This is a genomic window from Erwinia sp. AC075, from assembly GCF_979253995.1.
Genome location: NZ_CEEDEU010000001.1, coordinates 2430372 through 2453019 on the forward strand (window position 1 = coordinate 2430372; position 22648 = coordinate 2453019).

19 protein-coding genes, 1 tRNA gene and 1 pseudogene are annotated in these 22648 nt (G+C 51.9%); 10 read left to right on the plus strand and 11 right to left on the minus strand.

Annotated elements, in window-relative coordinates; all coding sequences use genetic code 11:
• Positions 1–100 precede the first annotated feature (100 nt).
• From AC0IXH_RS11525 to AC0IXH_RS11540, 4 genes are all read right to left on the minus strand, one after another.
• A complete protein-coding gene (locus tag AC0IXH_RS11525; RefSeq protein WP_013201162.1) occupies positions 101–661 on the minus strand; it encodes a fimbrial protein in 561 nt (186 codons plus the stop codon).
• Positions 662–729: 68 nt separating this feature from the next.
• On the minus strand, positions 730–3342 hold the full coding sequence (locus AC0IXH_RS11530; protein WP_013201161.1) for a fimbria/pilus outer membrane usher protein: 2613 nt from the start codon (positions 3340–3342) through the stop codon (positions 730–732).
• A gap of 47 nt (positions 3343–3389) precedes the next feature.
• Positions 3390–4091 (minus strand): fimbria/pilus periplasmic chaperone, encoded by a 702-nt coding sequence (locus AC0IXH_RS11535; RefSeq protein WP_134823631.1) that lies wholly within the window; start codon positions 4089–4091, stop codon positions 3390–3392.
• 76 nt (positions 4092–4167) lie between these two features.
• Complete coding sequence (locus AC0IXH_RS11540) at positions 4168–4764, minus strand: fimbrial protein (protein WP_134823630.1); 597 nt, start codon at positions 4762–4764, stop codon at positions 4168–4170.
• A 3033-nt stretch (positions 4765–7797) separates the two neighbouring features.
• Between AC0IXH_RS11540 and AC0IXH_RS11545 the strand changes: the two genes are divergently transcribed.
• Positions 7798–8205, plus strand: a complete 408-nt coding sequence (locus tag AC0IXH_RS11545) for a hypothetical protein (RefSeq protein ID WP_013201158.1) — start codon at positions 7798–7800, stop codon at positions 8203–8205.
• A 405-nt stretch (positions 8206–8610) separates the two neighbouring features.
• Positions 8611–9330, plus strand: a pseudogene (locus AC0IXH_RS11550) (site-specific integrase); the annotation flags it as partial.
• 24 nt (positions 9331–9354) lie between these two features.
• On the opposite strand, the gene AC0IXH_RS11555 reads toward AC0IXH_RS11550, so the two are convergent.
• Positions 9355–9431: transfer RNA gene (locus tag AC0IXH_RS11555), tRNA-Arg, on the minus strand.
• Between the two features lie 183 nt (positions 9432–9614).
• On the opposite strand from AC0IXH_RS11555, the gene folD reads away from it, so the two are divergent.
• Both folD and ybcJ read left to right on the plus strand, forming a co-directional pair.
• Entirely contained in the window at positions 9615–10481 is an 867-nt protein-coding gene (gene folD, locus AC0IXH_RS11560; RefSeq protein ID WP_013201156.1) for a bifunctional methylenetetrahydrofolate dehydrogenase/methenyltetrahydrofolate cyclohydrolase FolD, read from the plus strand.
• The gene (ybcJ, locus tag AC0IXH_RS11565) at positions 10481–10693 is read left to right on the plus strand and encodes a ribosome-associated protein YbcJ (RefSeq protein WP_151038039.1); all 213 of its coding nucleotides are present in this window, start codon (positions 10481–10483) and stop codon (positions 10691–10693) included. The genes folD and ybcJ overlap by 1 nt, the downstream gene beginning before the upstream one ends.
• 37 nt (positions 10694–10730) lie before the next feature.
• On the opposite strand, the gene AC0IXH_RS11570 is transcribed toward ybcJ, so the two are convergent.
• Complete coding sequence (locus tag AC0IXH_RS11570) at positions 10731–11819, minus strand: AAA family ATPase (protein ID WP_471720449.1); 1089 nt, start codon at positions 11817–11819, stop codon at positions 10731–10733.
• A gap of 67 nt (positions 11820–11886) precedes the next feature.
• Positions 11887–13275, minus strand: a complete 1389-nt coding sequence (cysS, locus tag AC0IXH_RS11575; RefSeq protein ID WP_134823628.1) for a cysteine--tRNA ligase — start codon at positions 13273–13275, stop codon at positions 11887–11889.
• A 233-nt stretch (positions 13276–13508) separates the two neighbouring features.
• Here cysS and ppiB point away from each other — a divergent pair, with 233 nt between their 5' ends.
• The 5 genes from ppiB to AC0IXH_RS11600 all read left to right on the plus strand — a co-directional run bounded on the left by ppiB (position 13509) and on the right by AC0IXH_RS11600 (position 17649).
• The gene (ppiB, locus tag AC0IXH_RS11580) at positions 13509–14003 is read left to right on the plus strand and encodes a peptidylprolyl isomerase B (RefSeq protein WP_013201152.1); all 495 of its coding nucleotides are present in this window, start codon (positions 13509–13511) and stop codon (positions 14001–14003) included.
• Entirely contained in the window at positions 14003–14728 is a 726-nt protein-coding gene (lpxH, locus tag AC0IXH_RS11585; RefSeq protein WP_471720450.1) for a UDP-2,3-diacylglucosamine diphosphatase, read from the plus strand. Before ppiB ends, lpxH begins: the two co-directional genes overlap by 1 nt.
• Before the next feature lie 147 nt (positions 14729–14875).
• Complete coding sequence (gene purE / locus AC0IXH_RS11590) at positions 14876–15385, plus strand: 5-(carboxyamino)imidazole ribonucleotide mutase (RefSeq protein WP_053141923.1); 510 nt, start codon at positions 14876–14878, stop codon at positions 15383–15385.
• Entirely contained in the window at positions 15382–16452 is a 1071-nt protein-coding gene (gene purK / locus AC0IXH_RS11595) for a 5-(carboxyamino)imidazole ribonucleotide synthase (protein ID WP_471720451.1), read from the plus strand. The genes purE and purK overlap by 4 nt, the downstream gene beginning before the upstream one ends.
• A gap of 453 nt (positions 16453–16905) precedes the next feature.
• Positions 16906–17649, plus strand: coding sequence for a helix-turn-helix transcriptional regulator (locus AC0IXH_RS11600; RefSeq protein ID WP_013201148.1), 744 nt, complete (start codon positions 16906–16908; stop codon positions 17647–17649).
• Here the strand turns inward: AC0IXH_RS11600 and AC0IXH_RS11605 are convergent.
• The 3 genes from AC0IXH_RS11605 to ybbA all read right to left on the minus strand — a co-directional run bounded on the left by AC0IXH_RS11605 (position 17617) and on the right by ybbA (position 21527).
• Positions 17617–18270 carry an acyl-homoserine-lactone synthase gene (locus AC0IXH_RS11605; RefSeq protein ID WP_013201147.1) on the minus strand — a complete coding sequence of 218 codons (654 nt, stop codon included), beginning with the start codon at positions 18268–18270 and terminating at the stop codon, positions 17617–17619. The two genes, AC0IXH_RS11600 and AC0IXH_RS11605, sit on opposite strands and share 33 nt — an antisense overlap.
• A 156-nt stretch (positions 18271–18426) precedes the next feature.
• Entirely contained in the window at positions 18427–20844 is a 2418-nt protein-coding gene (gene ybbP / locus AC0IXH_RS11610) for a putative ABC transporter permease subunit YbbP (protein WP_346595112.1), read from the minus strand.
• Positions 20841–21527 (minus strand): putative ABC transporter ATP-binding protein YbbA, encoded by a 687-nt coding sequence (gene ybbA / locus AC0IXH_RS11615; protein WP_346565769.1) that lies wholly within the window; start codon positions 21525–21527, stop codon positions 20841–20843. The genes ybbP and ybbA overlap by 4 nt, the downstream gene beginning before the upstream one ends.
• Here ybbA and tesA point away from each other — a divergent pair.
• On the plus strand, positions 21498–22121 hold the full coding sequence (tesA, locus tag AC0IXH_RS11620; RefSeq protein WP_013201144.1) for a multifunctional acyl-CoA thioesterase I/protease I/lysophospholipase L1: 624 nt from the start codon (positions 21498–21500) through the stop codon (positions 22119–22121). The two genes, ybbA and tesA, sit on opposite strands and share 30 nt — an antisense overlap.
• 266 nt (positions 22122–22387) lie before the next feature.
• Here tesA and AC0IXH_RS11625 read toward each other — a convergent pair whose 3' ends face one another.
• On the minus strand, positions 22388–22606 hold the full coding sequence (locus AC0IXH_RS11625; protein WP_013201143.1) for an ogr/Delta-like zinc finger family protein: 219 nt from the start codon (positions 22604–22606) through the stop codon (positions 22388–22390).
• Positions 22607–22648 lie beyond the last annotated feature (42 nt).

Here is a 22648-nt window from a genome sequence, read left to right on the forward strand (position 1 = left end):
TTGTAGTACGGAGGTATCCCATCCTCTGTATTTTCTACACTATTAATTCCTGGGAGCCACTTGTTATTGCTTCTACAGACTCCCGATGGGTTATTTATTTCTACAAATACTCAAAATTCATGTTCACCACGGTCATGAAACTCCCCGCAGCCACGGTATCTTTTGTACCTACATAAGATGCTTTGTAATTCAGGGTATTGTCCGCGGAGGGTGTCAGGTTGCTGGTTTCTGTCACACTGCCATCGGGGTTGTATTTAGTCGTTCCATTGGTCTGATAAAAATAGAGTGCGACGCCATCCGCACCGCCGTCACTTTTAGCAATAGCGTTGCCGAAAGCCTGGTTATCCTCGCTGTCAGCACTCCCCCAGGCGCTCACCTTCACGGCAGATGCGGCGGTGCCGCAATCTTTCAGCACGATACTGATATTTTTATCACCGCCGGTGACCCCTTTACCGCGAATGTCCCGGTCAGCAATATCATTAAGCGTGACTGTCTGTGTTGCAGAGCCACTGCTCATAGTGCAAGTGTTCGCAACCACTTTCCCGGTAATAGTGATAATCGCCGTATCTGTTGCCGCATAAGCATTTCCCATTCCAACCGCAATCAGAAGTAATGCCGAGTGAGAAAGTTGAGTAAGGACACCCTTTCCGCGAGTTTTCATGTTTTATCCTCTTATCTGGATTATTGATTGCGCTTTTTGCGCGATGGCTTGGCTACTGTCCTGATTTATCATTTGCAGTTACTGTTAATTCTGATCACCGGATCGCGCTGTTCCTTTGTTGCTGACGGCAGACGATAATCGCCAACGCACTGTTTATCGACTCCCCACTGTGCGATGACTGTTCCCTTATCCGGCATGCCTGACAGATAAACCTGCCCACCATCCCCAACTATCCCGCCACGCTCGCCAGCCTTGACGATAGTGCCGAACGGAAGCGGTTTGCCTGCGCTGGTCAGGGTCATCAGAACCCGGCTACCTGAATGGCCTTTAAATCCGGCCTTCACCACGGCACCACGGGTAGGCACCACGCGGGTTACCGTAGAATCCATATCGGTTTGATCATCCAGTGAGCCGGTATCGATGGCGATACGATTCTCACGATAAGCGGAGGCGTAAGGCCGCAGGGCATAACCCCGCCAGTCGGTTTTGACGCCGGTTTCATTTTCCACTTTGGCATTGGCTACCCCTGGCATGGCAACCAGCACGCTGGTTTCACCAAGTGATTGCCCCAGCGTCACGCCTTCATTGTGTAAAAGCACCCCTCCGCTGACGCCATAGCTGGTCTGCTTATAACTGTCACTGTAGCTATAGCCAAGATTGGTGCTGCCATACCCGCCACGATAGGAGGTGCTCAGGCTGCCGCTATTGCCTTCATTGCGCGTCATCCCCTGGCTGAGACTCCAGTTCAGGTTGTTATCTTTCAGTGCCGTGCCGCTCAGGCCGGCCTGATGGGAGATATCTCCCTGCTGGTTTCTGCCGGCGCTGTAGGTGGCATAAGCTGAGTGCGGGGCACTTTTGCCACCAAACAAGGTGCTAATCGGCAATGACATCGAGAAAAATAGTGAATTATCCGCATCGGCCTGACCTGTCTGTCGGCTGTAGCTATAGGTCACACCGTAGTTCACCTGCCCCATCGCCCCGTTAAACCCCATCTGTAGAGAGTCGTAATGGCCGTCAGTGTTCCAGTATGTCTGCCTTACGCCAGACAGGAATAAAGAGCCATGATCGCCCGCTCGCTGGGATACGCTGGCCTGGATTTTTGCCCGCTTGTTGTTATAGAGATTGTAATAATCGGTGTAAGGCTGCTTCACCAAGCTGCCGTCGGCCGCGACGGTGTCAGCCTCATATCGCCAGCCTTTCATGCCCTTTAGCGCCGTTTCATCCAGCGTATGGAAACCTTCGGTCGAATAGCGATAGCCGGTTAGCTGGAAACTGGTTCCCAAAGTATTAAGGGAGCGCGCATAGAGAAAGCGTAACGAACGTCCCTGATATTGATTACCATCGGCCAGCGTGCTGTTGGCCTGGGTAATATCCGCCGAGATCGCCCCCAGATAACCGAGGTTGAATCCCAGACCTAATAAGCCCGACAGATAATTTTCGGCGTACTGCATACCGCCGTAGCCAGTCATGTTATGCGGTAAGCCGCTGATAAGCGTGGCCTGCACAAACACTGGGCTGTTATAACTGTCGCTTGATGAACGGTACTGACCCGCCGTCAGGCTGTATTTCATCCGCCCTTCGCGCTGCAAAACGGGTACCGACGAATACGGCACGGTAAATACCCGAACGCTGCCATCGGCCTCAGTCACGGTGACTTCAAGATCGCCGCTGGAATAGACCGGGAAAAGGTCGTCAATGGCAAATGCACCAGGCGCAACAAACGTCTGATACACCGTATAGCCGTTCTGCCGGATATTAACGCGGGCGTTAGTATTGGCCATCCCTCTGATAACCGGCGCGAATCCCCGCATACTATCCGGATACATGCTGTCATCCGTGGCAATTTGCACACCTCTGAAGGCGAGAGAATCAAAGATATCGCCATCCGACGTGCCGTCCCCCAGCATCAGGTTGCTGCGCAAGGGAATGATGGCACGTTGGGCATAGGTATAGACGTGCTGCCACTTGCGGTAGTTATAGCGGTCACTGCTGTACTCATTCCACGTGCGGTAGTCGCGCAAACGCCATGGCCCCACGTTGATGCCGCCCTTAAGATTCAGATAGGTGTTGCGGCTGTCACCATAGCGCCCGCGGTTGTTACTGCCGCTGAAGCTGTAATTCATCATTGCCGCATTAATACCTTCGTCCCAGCGTTCCGGCGAAATATATCCTTGGGCGCGGGTACGCAACGCGGCTTGCGGTACGCTGATCTCCAGTCGCTGGCGCTGAAAATCGAAAGAGGTAAAGGCGCCGGGTATAAATTCTCCCGGAGAAATACAGGTGTCGCCAACGTCGGCCGGAATTTGCCGAACGTCTACGCCAAGCTCTTCCAGTTCACTGCGATTCAGACAAGCCATTAGCCCGGTGCTATCACGCACTTCTCTTTTGTTCCTGGCGTCTGGCGCATCAATAAACATCAGGCTGCGCTCGTTAACGCGGGTACCGTTAAGGTAAATATCCACTTCATAGGCGCCCGGAAGCTGATTACCTGCATTTTGCAAACGCGTCAGATCGGCCACCATCGCCGGATCGGAAGAGATCAGTTCAGGGGCAAAATAGAGCTCAGCATGCCCTGATGATGGAAACAAAGCGGCTCCCATCAGTAATGTCATGATGGACATCGGAAGACGAACTGGAGAATTCAGGGTGCTGACTGTTTTTTTATTATGTGATATTTGCATCTGAATACCTGTATTTCTGCCTGTAAACGCCTGTCGGAAAAAGAGCGCTATTTTATTTCTGCACGCATTTCTGGTGTGGCGGCACCGAAATCATTGATGGTTCTGAACGTAATACTTTTCCCAGCACTGGCCACGAGTGGCAGAGAGAGAGTGCCTTTAGGACTGACCATCGAATCGGGCAGTGTCTGATTGCCGACTTTCATTTTGGCCAGCGTGATGTGATACGGCGTGGGATTATCAATGCGCAGCTGTCCATTTATGCGTGAAAAGGTCAATGATTCAGGCGCCTTGGCCACATCTGGCTTCAGGCCTGCCGGACGAACAAAAAGCTTGATGCGCGTGATGGCGGCGAGCATCAGGATGTTTTTATTCTCAATCTCTTTTTTATCCATAGAGGGGATAGATTTGGTATTGAAGTAATAAAGACTTTCTTGATCCTGACGGATTGGTTTGCCGACATACATCAGACGCAAGGTGTTCTCATTACCCGGACCGCTGACGTAAATTGGCGGGGTAACGACAAAATCCTGGCTCTTCTGCCCGTCCGGTTGTTCAACCCATGACTGCACCATAAAGCTGGCCCGATCGGCGGTATTACGTACCGACATAGTGACTTGTTTCTGACCCGCCGGATAAATGACCCTCGTGCCGCCCAGCGTAATTCCGCCCGCACTGGCAAGAGAAGGAATCAAGCAAGAGGTAGACATAACAACAGCACACAAAATATTTCTTAAATGATAATTAAACATGGGATGCCCTGTAAAAAAGTCATTGAAAAAATGCCCGCGCAGTAGTTAAAAAACTACGCAGGCGGCATAAAATTAATTACTCGTAGCTAACCTGGAAATTAACCGTGGAGTTAGCGGAGCCTGCAACAACACCATCAGCGGTAGCAACGTAAACCGCACTGAATGGAATTTCGTTGGTGCCAGCCAGAATGCGCTGGACATCTGTGGCAGTACTGCCGTTCACATTCACCGCTTTGTTATTCTGTAATATCTGGATACCGACGTTTTGTGCCGCGGTCGTGGTATCGCCCGCGCCGTTGGAAGCAGGCTGGATAGCCAGTGTGGTAGCTTCCCCAGTGGTCGCACCGTTAAAGATGATGGACGCACTGGTATAACTGGCTGTCGTTTTCGGATCGCTCTTTTCGATACCGCTCAGGTCACAGCCGGTAAGTTTAATGGTGAAAGGAACAGCGGAGCTCGAGTCTCCTTTTGACGCAAGACGGTTGGTAGGAACCTGTCCAAGTTTCACCGTCTGACCGTCTGTGACGTTGTCCACTGCACAAGGTGCAGCAACCACAGAACCGGTAAAGTTGATCTTGCCGCCATCAACGGTTACCGGATCTACTGCGGCCAACGTTGAGAAGGAAAAAATTGCGAGTGCAGGAATCAATGATGCAATAATATTTTTTTTCATACTTACAAGTCCTTAATGATTTAATAAAGGAATGAAAATACTTAACCAAGATAAGTGATGTTTTTAGAACTCAACATTTAAATTAACGACAAAGGCAAAATAAACAATTAGTTCATCTTTTACTTCGTCCCCTATTTGGAGAGTGATTATTTCCAGAGGACGAATTTGAGAACTTATTTGACGAGAGTAATTCTGTCTAAAACTGCATTCTTCGTCAACCTGGCGATTAAAGGGTATTATTAATCAAAAAAGCACAAGGAAAGGCCCTTAAGCCCGATGTAAAGAAATGTGTAAAGCAATGTTTCCTCAGGGAATACATACCCACCATAAAAGCCGTTAAATGACGATAGCTAAGGCGTTCGATAAATAAAAAGCGCGTTTTTATCTTAAGCGGATGAAAATATCGATTCTCAGATGGGGATGAGATGGATGCTTTTGTTAATAGCCTGTAAGCGAGATGCTATGCGCAGCACTTTAGGCTATATTTATTTTTGGTTACTTTTGCAATGAGTTGATTAAATTTGAATGTTTTTAATGATAACCTGCAGCAAGCGATGCATCGCCAGGATGCGCATTCTCTGTGCCGCTAACAACATCTCCCACACCTGGTCGACTGCCATTGTCCATATCGTCAGCGTGCTGCTTGCCCAGCAATTATTTCACGCAACCGTAATATCCTTCCTGTGTATCAGCGGCAAAAAGTGAACCCGATACCATTACCATTGGCAATGTGAATAAAATTTCTTCCGTGTCTAAGTATCTCTGGTTGTGAATATAACAAAGGATGCGTCTTATTGGTTTGGCTTACTACTTTAACCCGGTAAACATTAAGTAACGCGGTTTACGCAAACTAATGGCATCAGCAGCTGGGGCACCAGGTATTTTTACCTGTGCCATCGGAGACAGGGGAATAAACCATGAAAAGCCTTGGTTATTAAGCTGATAACGGACCAGTAAGGGACGGCTTAACATTGAATAAAACGTTAGCACTGCAAGATATGCCCGCGCGTACTGAAATAATAAGGTTTAATATGGACATGTACGGTGAGGTGGACTGGTTGGCATTAGATCTTAAAGCAGGGATATTCTGAAAGTAAACCGACAGGGAGATACTAAAAGAAGAAACAGAAGAGAGTATGGTACGCGCTTCATGATGCCAAAGTATGCAAAGGCTTGGTAAAGGGTACAAACCCAATCTGGTCCCATCAGATTGTCGGCCGGCGCCCCTCGTAAACGCGTCGGGTGTGAAAGGTTACTTTGCCGATCACATTTAGCTCATCCAGCATTATTCCCTCTATGCCATTTAGATCCAGTCAATAATCAATTCCTAAACCATACCTACACCAGAAAACTCCGAACTTGGATGACATAGGAACATGCCTGGAGTCATTCCTGTTCATGCATAGTAGGCTAAAAATTCTACACATGCGGATTACTGCTTGTGTAGTGCAAGAGTAAAACTGTTCCAATTCCCGGCTCCACGGCCGGGTTTTTTATGGCTCAAATTTGAGCAAGGGCATGTTGAAATGATACTTATCGTCACGATAAAAACTGCTAGCTTTCTAAAGATTTTTAGCTGATATCTTTCGCATCCGTGATTATTTGTACGCGAATTTCTTTGTGATTCTGAACTTCAGGAGCCGACCATAGTGTCGGTTTTTTTTCGCCTGTGATTTACAGTTTAGCATGGCACTACTATGGTTATATCAACGATATTCATCGTTGAACTTATTAGATCCACCCCTGTGCTAAAATAAGTTGAGCCCGCCGCCATGCGGGCTTTTTTTTGTAATTTTTTAGCCGTTATATTATTGGCCGATTGTCTTCGTGGAAGGTCAGGCCATTCTATGAGCTGGCACGTCGTTCCGCATATCAGGATGAAGAGGACTTCTATTCATATGAATAGAAGCCATTGATTAAGTTGTAATTTGCCGCGCCTACTCCCTTCTCAGTTGCCACAATCACCGTCTGAAACTGGGATCTGGTTTCTGGCATTGCATCTCCTACAGAAATCCACTTCATTGCATTCCCCCGTGTTGTAGGAGGAGAAATCCTAATATGACCATGCTGCAAAAAAACGCATAAAGGCTGATCTTTTATCAGGATTCCTATTGTTAAACTTAAGAGTATATTAACTGTGGGGTTTTCCCAACTGGCAAAATTACTAACAGGAACACAATGAAAAAAGTTACAGCAATCCTTCTGGTATCAATCCTCGGCATCATGTCTGCGTCAGCTTTAGCATGCCCAAAAGGACAGCATCCACATGGTGGAACTGGCTCACATCATAAAGGTGGCTATTGTTCTTTTGATTAAAGACTGGTTGGGCAAGGATGCCCATAGATTAAAAAAGGCCCACCAGAGAGGGCTCGTAACAACAATCTAAGGAGAGATAATATGGGGGAAACACACAACAACCTGTTCATCATCATGTGAATAATCTCCTTCTTCCCATGCCAGAGAATGGTTAGGAAAGCAGACTTAGGATGGCCAATGGCTCTGGTTCTTTCAATTCCAGTGATCCACTACATCTCGCTCTACTTCTTTGCTTTCAGGAAGTGGCCTAGCTTACCTAAAGCTTGCTCCCAGAAAGCAAAAACCCGCCTGGTGGCGGGTTTAATATAAGGTATCTTTACTCATCACATTAACTATGTGATGGCAAGAGTCGGAACTGAATGCCCTTCCCTTAACTGCCCTATTATCTTGCCTGCCGCCCTTTCGCCTTAAAGCTCGAAACAGAGCATATCCCCTGACATTGGATTAGAGCCGGAGAGAGAATGGCCTCTTCTCTACCTCCTAAAATAATCGCCCGAAAAATAAACCGCTCATGTGAATCAATTCGTCAGATGGCTAAACGGATGGGCATCCGCTTCTTAACTGCTCGCGGTGTGGGTCTGCTAGCAAAATCCTAGCCAAGTTTATGACACAAACACTGTATTTATATACAGTATTTTGCTTTGAAAATGATTAGTTTTCGGTTACTATTTTTCCTGAGTCAATACGATAAACTACTAAACTGAAAAGGAATTAATCATGTCTGATACAGCTGAACAACTTGCTAGTCAAGCAATTGAAAAAGTCAACGAATTGAAAGAGCTCGCTATTAATGCGGACGTAGCGCTGAGCGATGCGCAGTCACAGATTGAAGGCTATTTCAATCAGGTCGGGGAATTAGAAAGCAAAGTTGACGATCTCGAAAACCGCTGTGAAGTGTATCGAAACGAGATTTTGACCGATAGCGAGATGATTGGTTTAGCCATTGAAATCATGGATAAGATTAAATCAAAGAATGATTCTGGTGTTTTCACTATGCCTATTGATGAGCAAAATCAGCTCAATGAGACATTGATGTACCTTAAGCAACGCAAAGAAAGCATTGAACAGTATCGTACTGCCACCGATCCCAAACCACGCACCTATGAACAATATCGTAATCCGTAATACATATTTTTGATTAATGTGACCGCCTTCGGGCGGTTTTTTGTTTTCTAAATTCAGGAGCCACCTCATGCATGCAGACATAACAGACCAGCCCGCTGAGCTTGAAGAACTGGAAAGGACTATCGCTTTGGCTAACAGGCAGTAGGCGGAACCGCCGTCACCCATTTGCCGCAATGGCAATTGTGGGGAGCCATCTCAGCCGGGCGCGAGCTACTGCTGCCCGGAGTGCAGGAAAGATGATGAGCTTAATCAGTGGGCAGGCAAACAACGGAGGGTGACATGACTGAAGCAGAGAAAACCTTTGAGCACTACATGGATGAGATTATCCAGTGGGCAGGCCAGACCGGAAAGCGCCGCTTAATCTGGACCATACCGCGCTGCACTCTGGCCCGTGAGGTGTGGATGGAATTGCACGACCAAAGAAAAGCTGAGCTATCGCGGATAGAGAAACTCGGTGATTTTCCCAGCGTGACTTTTGACGAAGCCTGCATGCGCTGGCTTGAAGAGAAAGCACACAAAAAGTCACTGGATGCCGATAAAGGCCGGATGGGATTCTGGCTGATTCACTTTGAGGGTGTTCTGTTGAAGGACATTACCGAAGCGAAGATTTACACCGCTGTAAGCAGGATGAATAACAGGAAGTCTGAGGAGCGCTGGAAACAGCGGGCTGCAGGGATGCAGAAGAAGGGAATCGATATGGGGGTTTATAAACCGGAGCCGGTTTCAACTTCAACGAAGGCGAAGCACCTGGCTTTAATGAAAGCATTGATGCGGGCGGCGGAGCGTGACTGGAAGTGGATCGAAAAAGGGCCGGTAATTAAGGTTCCTCAGGAAAGGAAAATGCGGGTTGATTCAAATACTGCATGGAGAGCCGCACTTGTTCGGGCGGGTATAGAGGACTTCCGTTTTCACGACTTGCGACATACGTGGGAGAGCTGGCTTATTCAGGCAGGAGTGCCACTGTCAGCATTGCAGGAAATGGGAGGTTGGGAAAGTATCGAGATGGTACAGCGTTATGCTCATCTGGCACCGAACCATTTGACCGAGCATGCACGTCATATTGATGCGATTTATAGTGCCTCTGTCCCAAATCTGTCCCACAAGGAAAATTTGAAGTCAGGGTGAGTCTTGCAACTCATTGAAATATAATGGTACGCCCTACAGGATTCGAACCTGTGACCTACGGCTTAGAAGGCCGGTGCTCTATCCAACTGAGCTAAGGGCGCATTGGGAACTGCGTCGAATTATACGGTGCGCACCTGCTGAGTCAACGATTTATCGGGCTGACGCGCTCTGTTGCTGCACTATTGAACAGTGTGCCTTGAAACTGTGCCTGACAGCAGCGTCCGCTTCTGACAAAATAGGCACCAATCCCCGTATTAACTCAACACAGATGGATCCCCTCTCTGATGGTAGCAAAGATTATTGACGGTAAAACGATTGCGCAGCAGGTGCGACAAGAGGTTGCGGTAAAAGTACAGCAGCGTCTGGCCGCTGGAAAACGCGTCCCAGGCCTGGCAGTCGTTCTGGTCGGTGAGAACCCGGCCTCGCAGATTTATGTCGGCAGCAAACGCCGTGCCTGTGAAGAAGTGGGGTTCCTCTCCCGCTCCTACGATCTGCCCGCCTCCACCAGCGAAGCCGAGCTGCTTGAACTGATCGACACGCTGAATCACGATGGCGAAATCGACGGGATCCTGGTTCAGCTGCCTTTGCCGGCCGGCATTGATAACGTGAAGGTGCTGGAAAGCATTTCGCCGTCGAAAGACGTGGATGGCTTCCACCCGTATAACGTTGGCCGCCTGTGTCAGCGTGCGCCTAAGCTGCGCCCTTGTACGCCTCGCGGCATCGTTACCCTGCTCGAACGCTACAACATCGATACCTTCGGTATGAATGCCGTGGTGGTGGGTGCGTCCAATATCGTTGGACGTCCAATGAGCATGGAGCTGCTGCTGGCCGGCTGCACCACCACCGTTACGCACCGCTTCACCAAAGATCTGCGCCACCATGTGGAGCATGCCGATCTGCTGGTGGTTGCGGTGGGCAAACCGGGCTTTATTCCGGGTGACTGGATCAAACCGGGCGCGGTAGTGATTGATGTGGGGATTAACCGCCTCGAAAGCGGCAAAGTGGTGGGAGATGTCGACTTCGACGCCGCCTCTGAGCGCGCTTCTTATATTACCCCAGTACCAGGCGGCGTAGGCCCGATGACCGTGGCAACGCTGATTCAGAATACGCTCTACGCCTGCGAAACTTTTGATGATGGAGCAGTAGAATAATGGCCACTTTCTCTTTAGGTAAACATCCGCACGTCGACCTGTGCGATCTGCTGAAGCTGGAAGGTTTAGTTGAAAGCGGCGCGCGCGCTAAAGCGCTGATTGCCGAGGGCAATGTCACCGTTGATGGCGTGGTGGAAACCCGTAAACGCTGCAAGATTGTCAGCGGTCAGACCGTGGTGTTTGAAGGTAACAGCATCGCAGTCGTCGAATAATGCCTGCTGCCCCACCGCACTGGTGGGGCTCTTGATCCTACAGCACCACCGTTTCCCCTTCCCTTTGCGCCAGCTGATAATGGCGAAGCTCACAATGCCTGCCAATTTGCTCCGCCAGTTGGGACGAGTGGCTGGTGACCCAGATCTGGCTGTATCGGCTTGCTTCAGCAATTAACAACGCCAGCGCGGGCAACAAATCCGGATGCAGACTGTTCTCCGGTTCATTGATTGCCATAAACGTCGGCGGCCTTGGGCTGAGCAGCGCGACCACCAGGCACAGAAAACGCAGCGTGCCATCGGACAGTTCTGCCGCATCAAGCGGACGCAGAATGCCTTCACGCTGCATCAGCATCTGAAAGCGGCCACCCTGCTCTTCCACAAAGAATTCACTGCCCGGAAAGGCTTCCGCCAGCACCGAATACAGCAACTCGGTATGCCCACGCTCGCGCAGCGTTTCAAACGCCGCGGCCAGATTATGGCCGTCATGCGCCAGCACCGGGGCGCGGATGCCGACCTGAGGCGCGCGAATCGGCGATCCCGGCCAGACGGCAAATTCATGATAGAAACGCCACTTGCGCATATTTTCGCGCACCTGCGAGACTTCCGGATAAAGATGGGGATCGGACAGTTGCGAAAAAACCGACTCTTCTTCATGTAATGAGGAAGGATAGGCTATCCGCTCGCCCTGAATATTATTCAGGAAGGCCGCCTGGTTTTTGCGTTCTAATAACAGCGAGGACGGTCGACGGCGTTGACCGGATAACCAGATGTGCTCGGCCTTGACCAAGGGATCAAGGTTAAAAAGGCTGATCAACGGCTCGGGAAAACCAATTTCCAGCTGATAGGCGTAATCTTCCATTTCCACGCCCAGCACCATCCGCTTGCCGTTGCGCTTGTTTTCGCCCCGTTTCGGCGCACCCGCCCACATCGTTTTCTGGATACCGCCCTCGTCTGCCAGCGCGGCCGATAATCGCCCGCTCGCCGCTTCGTGCAGCAGACGCACGGCTTTATACAGGTTCGATTTGCCACAGCCGTTCGGTCCGCTAATCACATTCAACTGCGAGAGCGGCAGTTCGACATCGCGAATGGAGCGGAATCCCGCCAGTGAGAGTTGCTTAATGGTCATAAACGCCTCCTGCAGATAGCAAAAAGGGGCTTTCGCCCCTTATGGTGTTGACTGCCGTATCACCCGATTACTTGCGACGCCAGCTGGTACCCTGCGGGCCGTCTTCCAGCACGATGCCCATCGCCACCAGTTTGTCGCGCGCCATGTCCGCCTGCGCCCAGTTCTTCTCGCGGCGCGCATCCAGACGCTGTCTGATCAACGCTTCAATTTCTGCCACTTCATCATCGTTGCTCTGCGCGCCGTTTTGCAGGAACAGCTCCGGATCCTGCTCCAGCAGGCCCAGCACGCCAGCCAACTGGCGAAGTTTAGCCGCCAGGCCGTTAGCCGCCGACATATCTTCTGCTTTCAGGCGGTTCACCTCACGCGCCATATCAAACAGCGCGGAATAGGCTTCCGGGGTGTTGAAATCGTCGTCCATCGCTTCGCGGAAGCGCGTTTCAAACACCTCGCCACCGGCAGGCTCAGCGCTGCGGTCGGTGTTGCGAATGGCGGTATAAAGACGCTCCAGCGCCGAACGCGCCTGCTTCAGGTTATCTTCGCCGTAGTTCAACTGGCTGCGATAGTGGCCTGACATCAGGAAACAACGCACGGTTTCTGCATCGAAGTGCTGCAACACATCACGCACGGTAAAGAAGTTATTCAATGACTTGGACATCTTCTCGCGGTCAATCATCACCATGCCGGAGTGCATCCAGTAGTTGACGTAAGGACCTTCGTGAGCACAGGTGGATTGCGCAATCTCGTTCTCATGGTGCGGGAACATCAGATCCGATCCGCCACCGTGGATATCAAAATGCTCGCCCAGCTGTTTGCAGTTCATCGCGGAACACTCGATGTGCCAGCCAGGACGGCCTTCGCCCCATGGAGAGGACCAGCTTGGCTCGTTGGCTTTCGACATTTTCCACAGCACGAAGTCCATCGGATTGCGCTTCACGTCCTGCTCAACTTCCACGCGCGCGCCTGCCTGCAGCTGCTCAAGATCCTGACGGGATAACTGGCCGTACTGCGGATCGCTTGGCACCGAGAACATCACATCGCCGTTGCTGGCCACGTACGCATGCTCGCGATCGATCAGCTTACTGACGATCTCAATGATCTCGCTGATATGGCGCGTGGCACGCGGTTCCTGATCCGGCGGCAGAATATTCAGCGCGGCAAAATCCTTGTGCATTTCGCCGATCATCCGGTTAGTCAGCACCTCAACGGTTTCGCCATTTTCATTGGCGCGCTTGATAATCTTGTCGTCAATATCGGTGATATTGCGGACATAATTGAGTGAATAGCCGAGATAACGCAGATAACGTGCTACCACGTCAAACGCCACAAACGTTCTGCCGTGGCCAATATGACACAGGTCGTAAACGGTAATGCCGCACACGTACATGCCGATCTTACCTGCATGAATAGGTTTGAATTCCTCTTTTTGACGACTCAGGGTATTAAAAATCTTTAGCATTGAGACATTCCGTTTTGACGTGTGCGGGTTAAAACCAGTAAAAGGCTTATTCTGACGTATTGTTAACGGAAGCGCCACGCAAAGCAAGGTTATGCCCCGTGCCGTTTATGCACTGGTGCTGACTCGTCATCACATTTTGTGATATAAAAGCCGTCTATTAATTGCGTACTGGCGCCCTCGTGCTGCCGGTGCTGCTCTACCATTCACACTTCCAACCTTTACAGGATGAGAACATGGTCACTTTCCAGACAAATCATGGCGATATCGTTATCAAAACCTTCGATGACAAAGCGCCAGCTACCGTAGCTAACTTCCTGGATTATTGCCGTGAAGGTTTCTACGACAACACGATTTTCCACCGTGTCATCAATGGCTTTATGGTTCAGGGCGGCGGCTTCGAGCCGGGCATGAAGCAGAAAGACACCAAAGAAGAAATCCAGAACGAAGCCAGCAACGGCCTGAAAAACACCAAGGGTACGCTGGCAATGGCCCGTACTCAGGCGCCTCACTCGGCAACTGCGCAGTTCTTCATTAACGTGGCAGACAACGACTTCCTGAACTTCCGTGACGAAAGCCTGCAGGGCTGGGGTTACTGTGTGTTTGCTGAAGTAGTTGAAGGCATGGACGTGGTAGAGAAAATCAAAGCGGTCGCCACTGGCCGTAGCGGTATGCACCAGGACGTTCCGAAAGAAGACGTTGTGATCCAGAAAGTCACCGTCAGCGAATAATGCCTCACACGCTGTTTATCGCAGATTTACATCTGTGCGCAGAAGAACCGGCAATTACTGCCGGTTTTCTTGCTTTTTTACGCCGTGATGCGTTGCATGCCGATGCGCTGTATATTCTCGGCGACCTGTTTGAAGCCTGGATTGGCGATGACGATCCTGAACCGCTTCATGCTGAGATCGCGGCCGCACTGCTGACCCTGAAGCAACAGGGGGTCCCCTGCTATTTTATTCACGGTAACCGCGACTTCCTGGTTGGCAAACGCTTTGCCCGCGCCAGCGGCATGACCTTATTGCCGGAAGAACAGGTGCCGGAACTTTACGGAAAGCGCATGTTGATCATGCATGGCGACACGCTCTGCACCGACGATCAGGGCTATCAACGCTTCCGCAAAAAAGTGCATCAGCCCTGGCTGCAATGGCTGTTCCTTGCCCTTCCTTTATTTGTCCGCCAGCGGATTGCGCTGAAGATGCGCGCAGGCAGTAAACAGGCGAACAGCAGCAAAGACGTGACCATCATGGACGTGAATGATGAAGCCGTAAAAGCCGCGATGACCCGTCATCAGGTGCAGTATCTGATCCACGGCCATACGCATCGCCCGGCAATTCATCCGCTTGAGGTGAATGACCAGCCTGCCGAAAGACTGGTGCTGGGTGCCTGGCATCACGAAGGTTCAATGATCCGCGTTAGCGAAGACGAAACCACCCTTATTTCCTTCCCATTCTGAGCCCTAAAAAAATCCCGCAAATGCCCGTTTCATGCCTGAGCAAACGTTTTCCTTGATGTCGAGTCATGCTATTCTCTTTGCCCTTCCCATCTGACCGCCTAAACGGCTTTCAGGTGACGTATGTACAATCACAGGAGTCAGACCCGCATGTCATCCAACGCCGCGCAGGCCCGCATCGCTATTGTTATGGGTTCCAAAAGTGACTGGGCAACCATGCAATTTGCCGCCGAGATCCTCACTACTCTGGCTGTGCCCTTCCAGTGTGAAGTCGTTTCGGCGCATCGCACCCCGGACAAGCTGTTCAGCTTCGCTGAGCAGGCTGCGGATAATGGCATTCAGGTAATCATTGCTGGCGCTGGCGGCGCGGCGCATCTTCCGGGCATGATTGCGGCGAAAACGCTGGTGCCGGTGCTGGGCGTGCCGGTGCAGAGCGCAGCGCTGAGCGGCGTCGACAGCCTTTACTCCATCGTGCAGATGCCACGCGGTATTCCGGTTGGCACCCTGGCGATTGGTAAAGCCGGTGCGGCCAATGCGGCGCTGCTGGCGGCGCAGATTCTGGCCACCCACGATGCGGAACTGCGTTCACGGCTGGCAGCGTGGCGTCAGGCACAGACCGATGAAGTGCTGAATAACCCGGATCCGCGGGAGGAAGCATGAAGCCGGTCTGCGTATTAGGAAATGGTCAGCTGGGCCGCATGTTACGTCAGGCTGGCGAGCCGCTGGGCATCGCCGTCTATCCGGTAGGATTAGATGCCGAGCCGGAAGCGCTGCCGATCCAACAAAGCGTGATCACTGCGGAAATCGAACGCTGGCCGGAAACCGCCCTGACGCGCGAACTGGCGAACCATAACGCCTTCGTGAACCGCGATATTTTCCCGCGTCTGGCCGATCGCCTGACGCAGAAACAGTTACTGGACCAGCTGGGTCTGGCCACCGCGCCCTGGCAGCTGCTGGCGGAGGCCGCAGAGTGGCCGCAGGTGTTCAACACCCTCGGTGAACTGGCCATCGTTAAGCGCCGCACCGGCGGTTATGACGGTCGTGGCCAGTGGCGTCTGCGCGCGACGGATACGGATTCATTGCCAGCCGATTGCTACGGTGAATGCATCGTTGAGCAGGGCATCAACTTCTCTGGCGAAGTGTCGCTGGTGGGCGCACGCGGCCATGATGGCAGCACCGTTTTCTATCCGTTGACCCATAACCTGCATGAGGACGGCATTCTGCGCACCAGCGTCGCCTTCCCGGATCCTGACGCAGCCCTGCAGAAGCAGGCCGAAACCATGCTGTCAGCCATTATGCATGAGCTGAAGTACGTCGGCGTGATGGCGATGGAGTGCTTTGTGGTGCCGGAAGGCCTGCTGATTAATGAACTGGCGCCACGCGTTCATAACAGCGGGCACTGGACGCAAAACGGCGCGTCCATCAGCCAGTTTGAACTGCATCTGCGGGCGATCCTCGATCTGCCTTTGCCGAAGCCGGTGGTCAGCACGCCGTCAGTGATGGTTAACCTGATTGGCACCGCCGTGAATCTGGACTGGCTGAATCAGCCGCTGGTGCACCTGCACTGGTACGAAAAAGAGGTTCGTCCCGGCCGCAAGGTGGGCCATCTGAACCTGTCGGACGTGAGCAAACCGGCGTTGCAGGCCGCTATTGAGGCGCTGGTGCCGCAGTTACCCGCTGAATATGCCAGCGGCATCGCCTGGGCGGTTGAGAAATTGCAGGGCTGATGGGAAAAATCTGGCAGGAACGTCGGACAAACGGACGATTTTCCTGCCCGAGCTGCAAAAGGACAGTCCTTAACTGTACTTAAGTATGGCTATCAATTGCCTGGCAAAAAACGTATTGTATTGGCGAACAAAAATATAAATATTCTTTATTATTAGTACATTAGATTTAATTTGCCAACACCAAGGGAACCAGTACCAAATTCGTTGTGTATAAAAAGGTAAATAATATTCACCTTTACGATACCCCTGATGCGATCTGGTTCACCCTTACCGCCCCGCCCTTCTCTGCCAGTCTGACATCAAAAACGCCTGATTTTTCCGCCGACTTCTCCGACTTTATCAAGCGGTGCTTTTCCCGCGATCCTTTGCGCGCCGGGGTTAGGCGAATGTTTGGAGTTATGATAAAATTCTGTATTAACTATGGAAGAAATATTTTCCCAGGGAGATAATGACATGGCTAAATTATTTTTTGATAATCAGGCTATTAATACGTCAGTCAAAGAGTATCTGGAAAGGAAGCTGGTCCAGTTCAATAACATTAAATACGCCTATGCCATTATGAGTAAAAGGAATCCGGCGGATTTCTCCATTATCTCTAACCGGCAGGAGTGGTTTAAGGTTTATATCGAGAACAATTTCCAGTTTATCGATCCGGTGTTGATTACCGCTCTTTACCGTATGACGCCTTTCTCCTGGGATGAAAACCTGATGCTGAATAAAGGCGTCAAGGTACCCAAGCTGTTTGATATGGCAAGAAACCACGACATTATTAACGGTTATACCTTTGTGCTGCATGACCATAATAATAATCTGGTGGTGCTGTCGATTATGCTGGATAAACACTGCGACGATAATATTGAAGAGCTGATCCAGCTTAACAAAGATAAATTGCAGATGTTATTGATCACCACGCATGAAAAGCTGACACAGCTCTATCAGGAGCAGTCCAGAAAAGCCGATTTCGAAGAGATGAACACCCGCGAACTGTTCACCAGCCGCGAAAACGAGATCATTTACTGGGCCAGCGTCGGCAAATCCTACCAGGAAATCGCCCTGATCCTTGGGATCAAACTCACCACGGTGAAATACCATATCGGCAATGCGGTGAAGAAGCTGGGCGTAACCAATGCTAAACACGCCATCCGTCTGGGGATAGAGCTGAACCTAATCCGTCCGGTGCTTCCTGACGGGGAATGACAGCGGCCAGCTATCCAGTTCGCAGCGTAATGCGGGAACCTTCGCTTTCACCAGCGCCATCAGCGTTGACTGGTTCCCGGCATCGACAGGCATAAAAATCAGATAGATATTCTCCTGCTTCTCTGACATTGCCTGTTCCACCACCGACACCTTCCAGCCTGACTTTTTAAATATCAGGTACATCGGATGGCTGACAATGGCGTAAATCCCTTCGTAACCATAATGTCGGGCATAATTGATCATCGAGAGAAAAAGTAACGCGCTGACCGGCTGCTGCTTAAGCTCTTTCGCCTGAACCTGATCCTTATCGATAAATAACCGGCTGGCTTCGACATAATTACCCTTCGGCAGATCAATATTTTTAAACCAGGATTTAAAGGTGCCGGTAATCATATTCGGGTATTTAATTTCGATAAAGCGCAGGCTGCAAATACAGGACTCTTTATAAATGCCGAAAATATAGGTGGTGCGCGGATTGTCGTATTGATCCGACTCCATATTATTTTCAGTATTGACCATCCAGTTAAGACGATCTTTGAAGACTTTTTTACGAAGAGAAAACAGCTCCTGAGATTTTAATTCAGACAGGAAATTATATTTCACATCAAGCAGGTGCAGCATACTTACTCCATCCTTAGCTAAATTTTGCGCTAATAATACCTGCAATATTAACCTGTCACAAAGCACTATCCGAGGAGGATGTGAGTCGCGAGGCGAAAAAGGATGAGGATGGCGGGGGAAGAAATGAAGCAGGCCGGAGCGATCCGGCCTGTTTTTTTAGTCTGCGTTATAGCTTCTGAACAGCGCTTTGCCTTTCAGCAACCGCACGCCAAGCCAGCCGCCGCACACCGACAGCAACACCGCGCCGGTCAGCGGCAGCGCGATCCACAGCACAAAGTCTGGCTCCCACGGGAAGTCGAACACCTTGCGCTGCAGTCCCCATAAGGCGGCCTCGGCACCCATGGCGGCAGCCAGACCGGAAACGCCACCTAACAACGCAAACTCACTCCACAGCGTCCCGCGCAGCAGTTTCTTACTGGCACCCAACGTGCGGTAGACCACTAACTCCTGTCTACGCTGGCGCATGCCAACCTGAACCTGCGCCAGCAGCAGTAATATGCCGCAGGCGGTTACCAGAATCACCATGATTTCCAGCGCCTGGCTGACCTGTGCCAGAACCTGGCTAATCTGGCGCAGGATGCTGCCGATATCCAGCAGGCTCAGGGTGGGGAATTCCCGGTTGAGCTGAGCCAGCAAGGCATTGTTGCCTTCCAGACGGAAGCTGGTCAGCCAGGTTTGCGGCTGATCGTCCAGTGCGCCAGGCGGGAAGATAAAGAAGAAGTTTGGCTTCAGGCTCTCCCAGTCAACTTTGCGCAGGCTGGTGATTTTGGCCGAGAACTCCTGCGTATCGCCGGTAAAGGTCAGCGTATCGCCGAGCTTCACGCCCAGTCGTCCGGCCAGCGCCTCTTCCATCGACACCTCGCCTTTTTTCGGCGGCCAGCTTCCTGCCGTCAGCGGATTATGATCCGGCAGCTGTTCCTGCCAGGTCAGATTCAGCTCGCGGTTTAAGGCATTATCCAACGCTGGATCGGCGGGCTTCTGGTTGATGCCAGTCAGCCGGACGCGGGCAACCGGATAGAAGGTTTGCGGCTCAACGTGATTCTTCTCCAGGAAGGTTTTCACCTGAGGCACCTGATCCTGGGTGAGATTAAGCAGGAAATAGTTTGGGCTGCCCGGCGGAAGCTGTTGCTGCCAGCGGTCCAGCAAATCCCCGCGCATCACCAGCAGCAAAGCCAGCAGCATAAAGGACAGCGAGAAAGCCGCCAGCTGGCTGAGCGTGGTCCAGGGCTGACGTAACAGCCGGTTGATTGCCAGCCTGAACGCCAGATTACGTACGCTAAGACGGCGGAGCAGCATTAATCCGCCCCAGCCAATCGCCCCCAGCAGTGCAGACAACAGGATAATCCCGCCGACCAGCGCCCACAGTAATTTGCTGCCGCCCACCAGCAACGCCAGCAGCGCAATCACCACCAACGCCATGGCCGGCAAATAGAACTTCAGCGGCCAGACATCGGCCACGACATCACGGCGCAGTACGCGCAACGGCTGAGTCGCCAGCAGCAGGCGATAAGGACGAAGGCCCACCAGCAGCGAGATGATAAACAGCGAGCCGATGGCCCACAGCCACGGCCAGACGCTGGCGGCAGGCAGTTCACCCGGCAGCACCGGCTTCAACATCCGCAGCAGCAGTACTTCAAAGCCCATGCCGATCGCCCCACCGCACACCGCGGCCAGCAGCAGCACCGCCAGCCATTGGCCGACAATCAGCTTTCTTAACGCGGCACGATTGGCGCCCAAAGTCTTCAGCACCGCAACCAGATCGTAACGGCTCTTACAGTAATGACTCATGGCCACGGCCACGGCGGCAATCGCCAGCATCAGCGTCAACAATGCCGACAGCAACAGGAACTGCTGGGCACGCACCATCGACTTGCCCAGCGCATCTTCCGAATTTTCCACGCTGATCCAACGCTGATCGGGTTTGATCTGCGCGCTGATATAGCTGTCGTAACGGCTGAGCTGCTCAGGGTTGCCTGCAAACTTATAACGCCAGGTGACGCGACTTCCCGGCTGGATCGCCCCGGTTTTACCGACGTCGGCCAGATTCATCAGCAGCCGTGGCGCAGTCTGGAATGGGTTAAAGCCCGCATCCGGCTCCTGCACCACCTCACCCGCCACGCGTAACGTGGTATCGCCGACATCCAGATTTGCGCCAGATTTCAGGTTGAGCAACGCCAGCAGACGCGGCGCGGCAAGCACGGTGCCGGCCGCAGGCTTCAGCCCCGCAGGTTCCGTGGCCAGCGTGCCAAACATCGGATAGAGATCGTCGACCGCTTTAACCGACGCCAGCTGCGGTGTATCAGCGGCAAAGGTCATGGTCATAAACGTCAGCTGGCGTCCGACCTGTAATCCCTCTTTCTTCGCTTCATCCAGCCAGGCCTGCGGCACTTCCCGCGAGCTTTGCAGCGTCCGGTCGCCGGCCATAAAATCACGGCTTTGCTGGGTCAGGCCTTTTTCCATGCGATCGCTGAGTGACCCCAACGCCAGCACGCAGGCCACGGCCAGCGTCAGGGCCAGCCAGACAATCAATAACGATGGCGATTTCCATTCACGCCAGAACCACCGCCAGATCATGCTTCCTCCCACAGCTTACCGTCGCGCACCCGTAAGCGCCGGTCGCAGCGGGCGGCGAGCTGTTCATCGTGGGTGACCAGAATCAGCGTGGTGGCAAGGTCGCGGTTAAGCGAAAACAGCAGGTCGGCAATGCGATCGCCGGTTTTACGATCCAGGTTGCCGGTGGGCTCATCGGCAAACAGCAGCGCCGGTTTGCCGTTGAAGGCGCGTGCCAGCGCCACGCGTTGCTGCTCGCCACCGGACAGCTGCGAAGGCAGATGCGTCAGGCGCTCTGACAGTCCAAGCTGAGCCAGTAACGCCTGCGCCTGTTCGCGACTTTGACGATCGCTCTCACCGCGCAGCAACGCCGGTAGCTGCACGTTTTCTAACGCGTTTAGCGTCGGCACCAACATGAACGACTGGAAAACAAAACCGACGCTTTTGGCCCGCAGTTCAGCGCGTTGCTCCTCATCCATTTTGTGCAGCGGCGAGCCCAGCAGAAAGACTTCACCTTCGGAACCGTCATCCAGCCCGGCCAGAATACCCAGCAGAGTCGACTTACCGGAACCCGACTCGCCAATCAACGCGATGGTCTCAGCCGGTTTGACAACCAGCTCAACTCCGGTAAGGATGGAAAGCTGATGCTCACCCTGACCGACGGACTTACTAAGACGATGAACTTCAAGAATGTTTTCCGCTGGCATTACCCTTTCCTGTTATTATTGGCCCTGATGTCGCTGCGCGCGACGGCGGCAGATACGCTGTTAGTGCTGGGCGATAGTTTAAGCGCCGGTTACCGGATGTCCGCCACCACGGCATGGCCCGCGTTACTCAATGATAAATGGCAGAAATCGCCCACTATCATTAACGGTAGCATAAGCGGCGACACTGCCACCCAGGGGCTTGCGCGCCTGCCCTCGCTGCTGAAGCAGCATCAACCGCGTTGGGTGCTGATAGAACTGGGAGGAAACGACGGTTTACGGGGCTTCCCACCGCAAAACATTGAGCAGGACTTGAGTAAAATTATTGCTCAGGTAAAAGCGGCAAACGCACAGCCGTTGCTGATGCAAATCCGTCTGCCGGCCAATTACGGCCGCCGCTATACCGCGTCGTTCAGTGACATTTATCCGAAGCTGGCAAAAGAAAATGCCATCCCGCTGGTGCCTTTCTTTATGGAACAGGTGTACCTGAAACCAGAATGGATGCAACAGGATGGGATCCACCCCAATCCCGATGCTCAGCCGTTTATTGCCGGGCTGATGGCCAAAGAACTGGCTCCACTAGTTAAGCATGAGTAACGGGGTTTGCAGACGGCTCACAGGTAAAGTTATGCAAAATAACAAGTTACTACTATTAATACACTTCTAAATCAATTATTTACATAACTAAATGATTTAATTGGCGACAAAATGGCGACAGCCATTTAGCGCCAATGCGATTAACTGAGTTATCAAACATAGCAAAGATGAGCGTTATCAATCCAATGTATTGACCATTCCTTACTCATTACCAAATGACAGACGTAAAAAAACCCGCTTCGTGCGGGTTTTAGTTTGATTTGCAGTTAGAGCCAAAGCGCGCCTTGCAGTGATCTATCCGGGTGAGGCGGGACTGGTTTTACCGTTCCGGGTTGCATGATGATCTTGGCTACGGTTTCTAAGGACTTGAACGTGCAACTGCAGTTGATGTTCTGACACTGGTTATATCTTTCTTTGGTATCTTTCGAGACTTGAAAACTACTGCGGGTATGCGCTGCGCCCCCACATAATGGACAGTTCATCATAGTTAAATACTCCGTTACTTGTACACAAGTGGGAACTTGTGG

Bases quoted from the DNA above. Each gene is read 5' to 3' on its own strand.
- AC0IXH_RS11525 (WP_013201162.1), bottom strand. From the start codon at position 661: ATGAAAACTCGCGGAAAGGGTGTCCTTACTCAACTTTCTCACTCGGCA.
- ybbA (WP_346565769.1), bottom strand. From the start codon at position 21,527: ATGCCAGCGGAAAACATTCTTGAAGTTCATCGTCTTAGTAAGTCCGTC.
- lpxH (WP_471720450.1), top strand. From the start codon at position 14,003: ATGCCTCACACGCTGTTTATCGCAGATTTACATCTGTGCGCAGAAGAA.
- AC0IXH_RS11540 (WP_134823630.1), bottom strand. From the start codon at position 4,764: ATGAAAAAAAATATTATTGCATCATTGATTCCTGCACTCGCAATTTTT.
- ybcJ (WP_151038039.1), top strand. From the start codon at position 10,481: ATGGCCACTTTCTCTTTAGGTAAACATCCGCACGTCGACCTGTGCGAT.
- cysS (WP_134823628.1), bottom strand. From the start codon at position 13,275: ATGCTAAAGATTTTTAATACCCTGAGTCGTCAAAAAGAGGAATTCAAA.
- AC0IXH_RS11530 (WP_013201161.1), bottom strand. From the start codon at position 3,342: ATGCAAATATCACATAATAAAAAAACAGTCAGCACCCTGAATTCTCCA.
- AC0IXH_RS11570 (WP_471720449.1), bottom strand. From the start codon at position 11,819: ATGACCATTAAGCAACTCTCACTGGCGGGATTCCGCTCCATTCGCGAT.
- AC0IXH_RS11605 (WP_013201147.1), bottom strand. From the start codon at position 18,270: ATGCTGCACCTGCTTGATGTGAAATATAATTTCCTGTCTGAATTAAAA.
- AC0IXH_RS11600 (WP_013201148.1), top strand. From the start codon at position 16,906: ATGGCTAAATTATTTTTTGATAATCAGGCTATTAATACGTCAGTCAAA.
- folD (WP_013201156.1), top strand. From the start codon at position 9,615: ATGGTAGCAAAGATTATTGACGGTAAAACGATTGCGCAGCAGGTGCGA.
- purK (WP_471720451.1), top strand. From the start codon at position 15,382: ATGAAGCCGGTCTGCGTATTAGGAAATGGTCAGCTGGGCCGCATGTTA.
- ppiB (WP_013201152.1), top strand. From the start codon at position 13,509: ATGGTCACTTTCCAGACAAATCATGGCGATATCGTTATCAAAACCTTC.
- AC0IXH_RS11545 (WP_013201158.1), top strand. From the start codon at position 7,798: ATGTCTGATACAGCTGAACAACTTGCTAGTCAAGCAATTGAAAAAGTC.
- purE (WP_053141923.1), top strand. From the start codon at position 14,876: ATGTCATCCAACGCCGCGCAGGCCCGCATCGCTATTGTTATGGGTTCC.
- tesA (WP_013201144.1), top strand. From the start codon at position 21,498: ATGAACTTCAAGAATGTTTTCCGCTGGCATTACCCTTTCCTGTTATTA.
- AC0IXH_RS11625 (WP_013201143.1), bottom strand. From the start codon at position 22,606: ATGATGAACTGTCCATTATGTGGGGGCGCAGCGCATACCCGCAGTAGT.
- AC0IXH_RS11535 (WP_134823631.1), bottom strand. From the start codon at position 4,091: ATGTTTAATTATCATTTAAGAAATATTTTGTGTGCTGTTGTTATGTCT.
- ybbP (WP_346595112.1), bottom strand. From the start codon at position 20,844: ATGATCTGGCGGTGGTTCTGGCGTGAATGGAAATCGCCATCGTTATTG.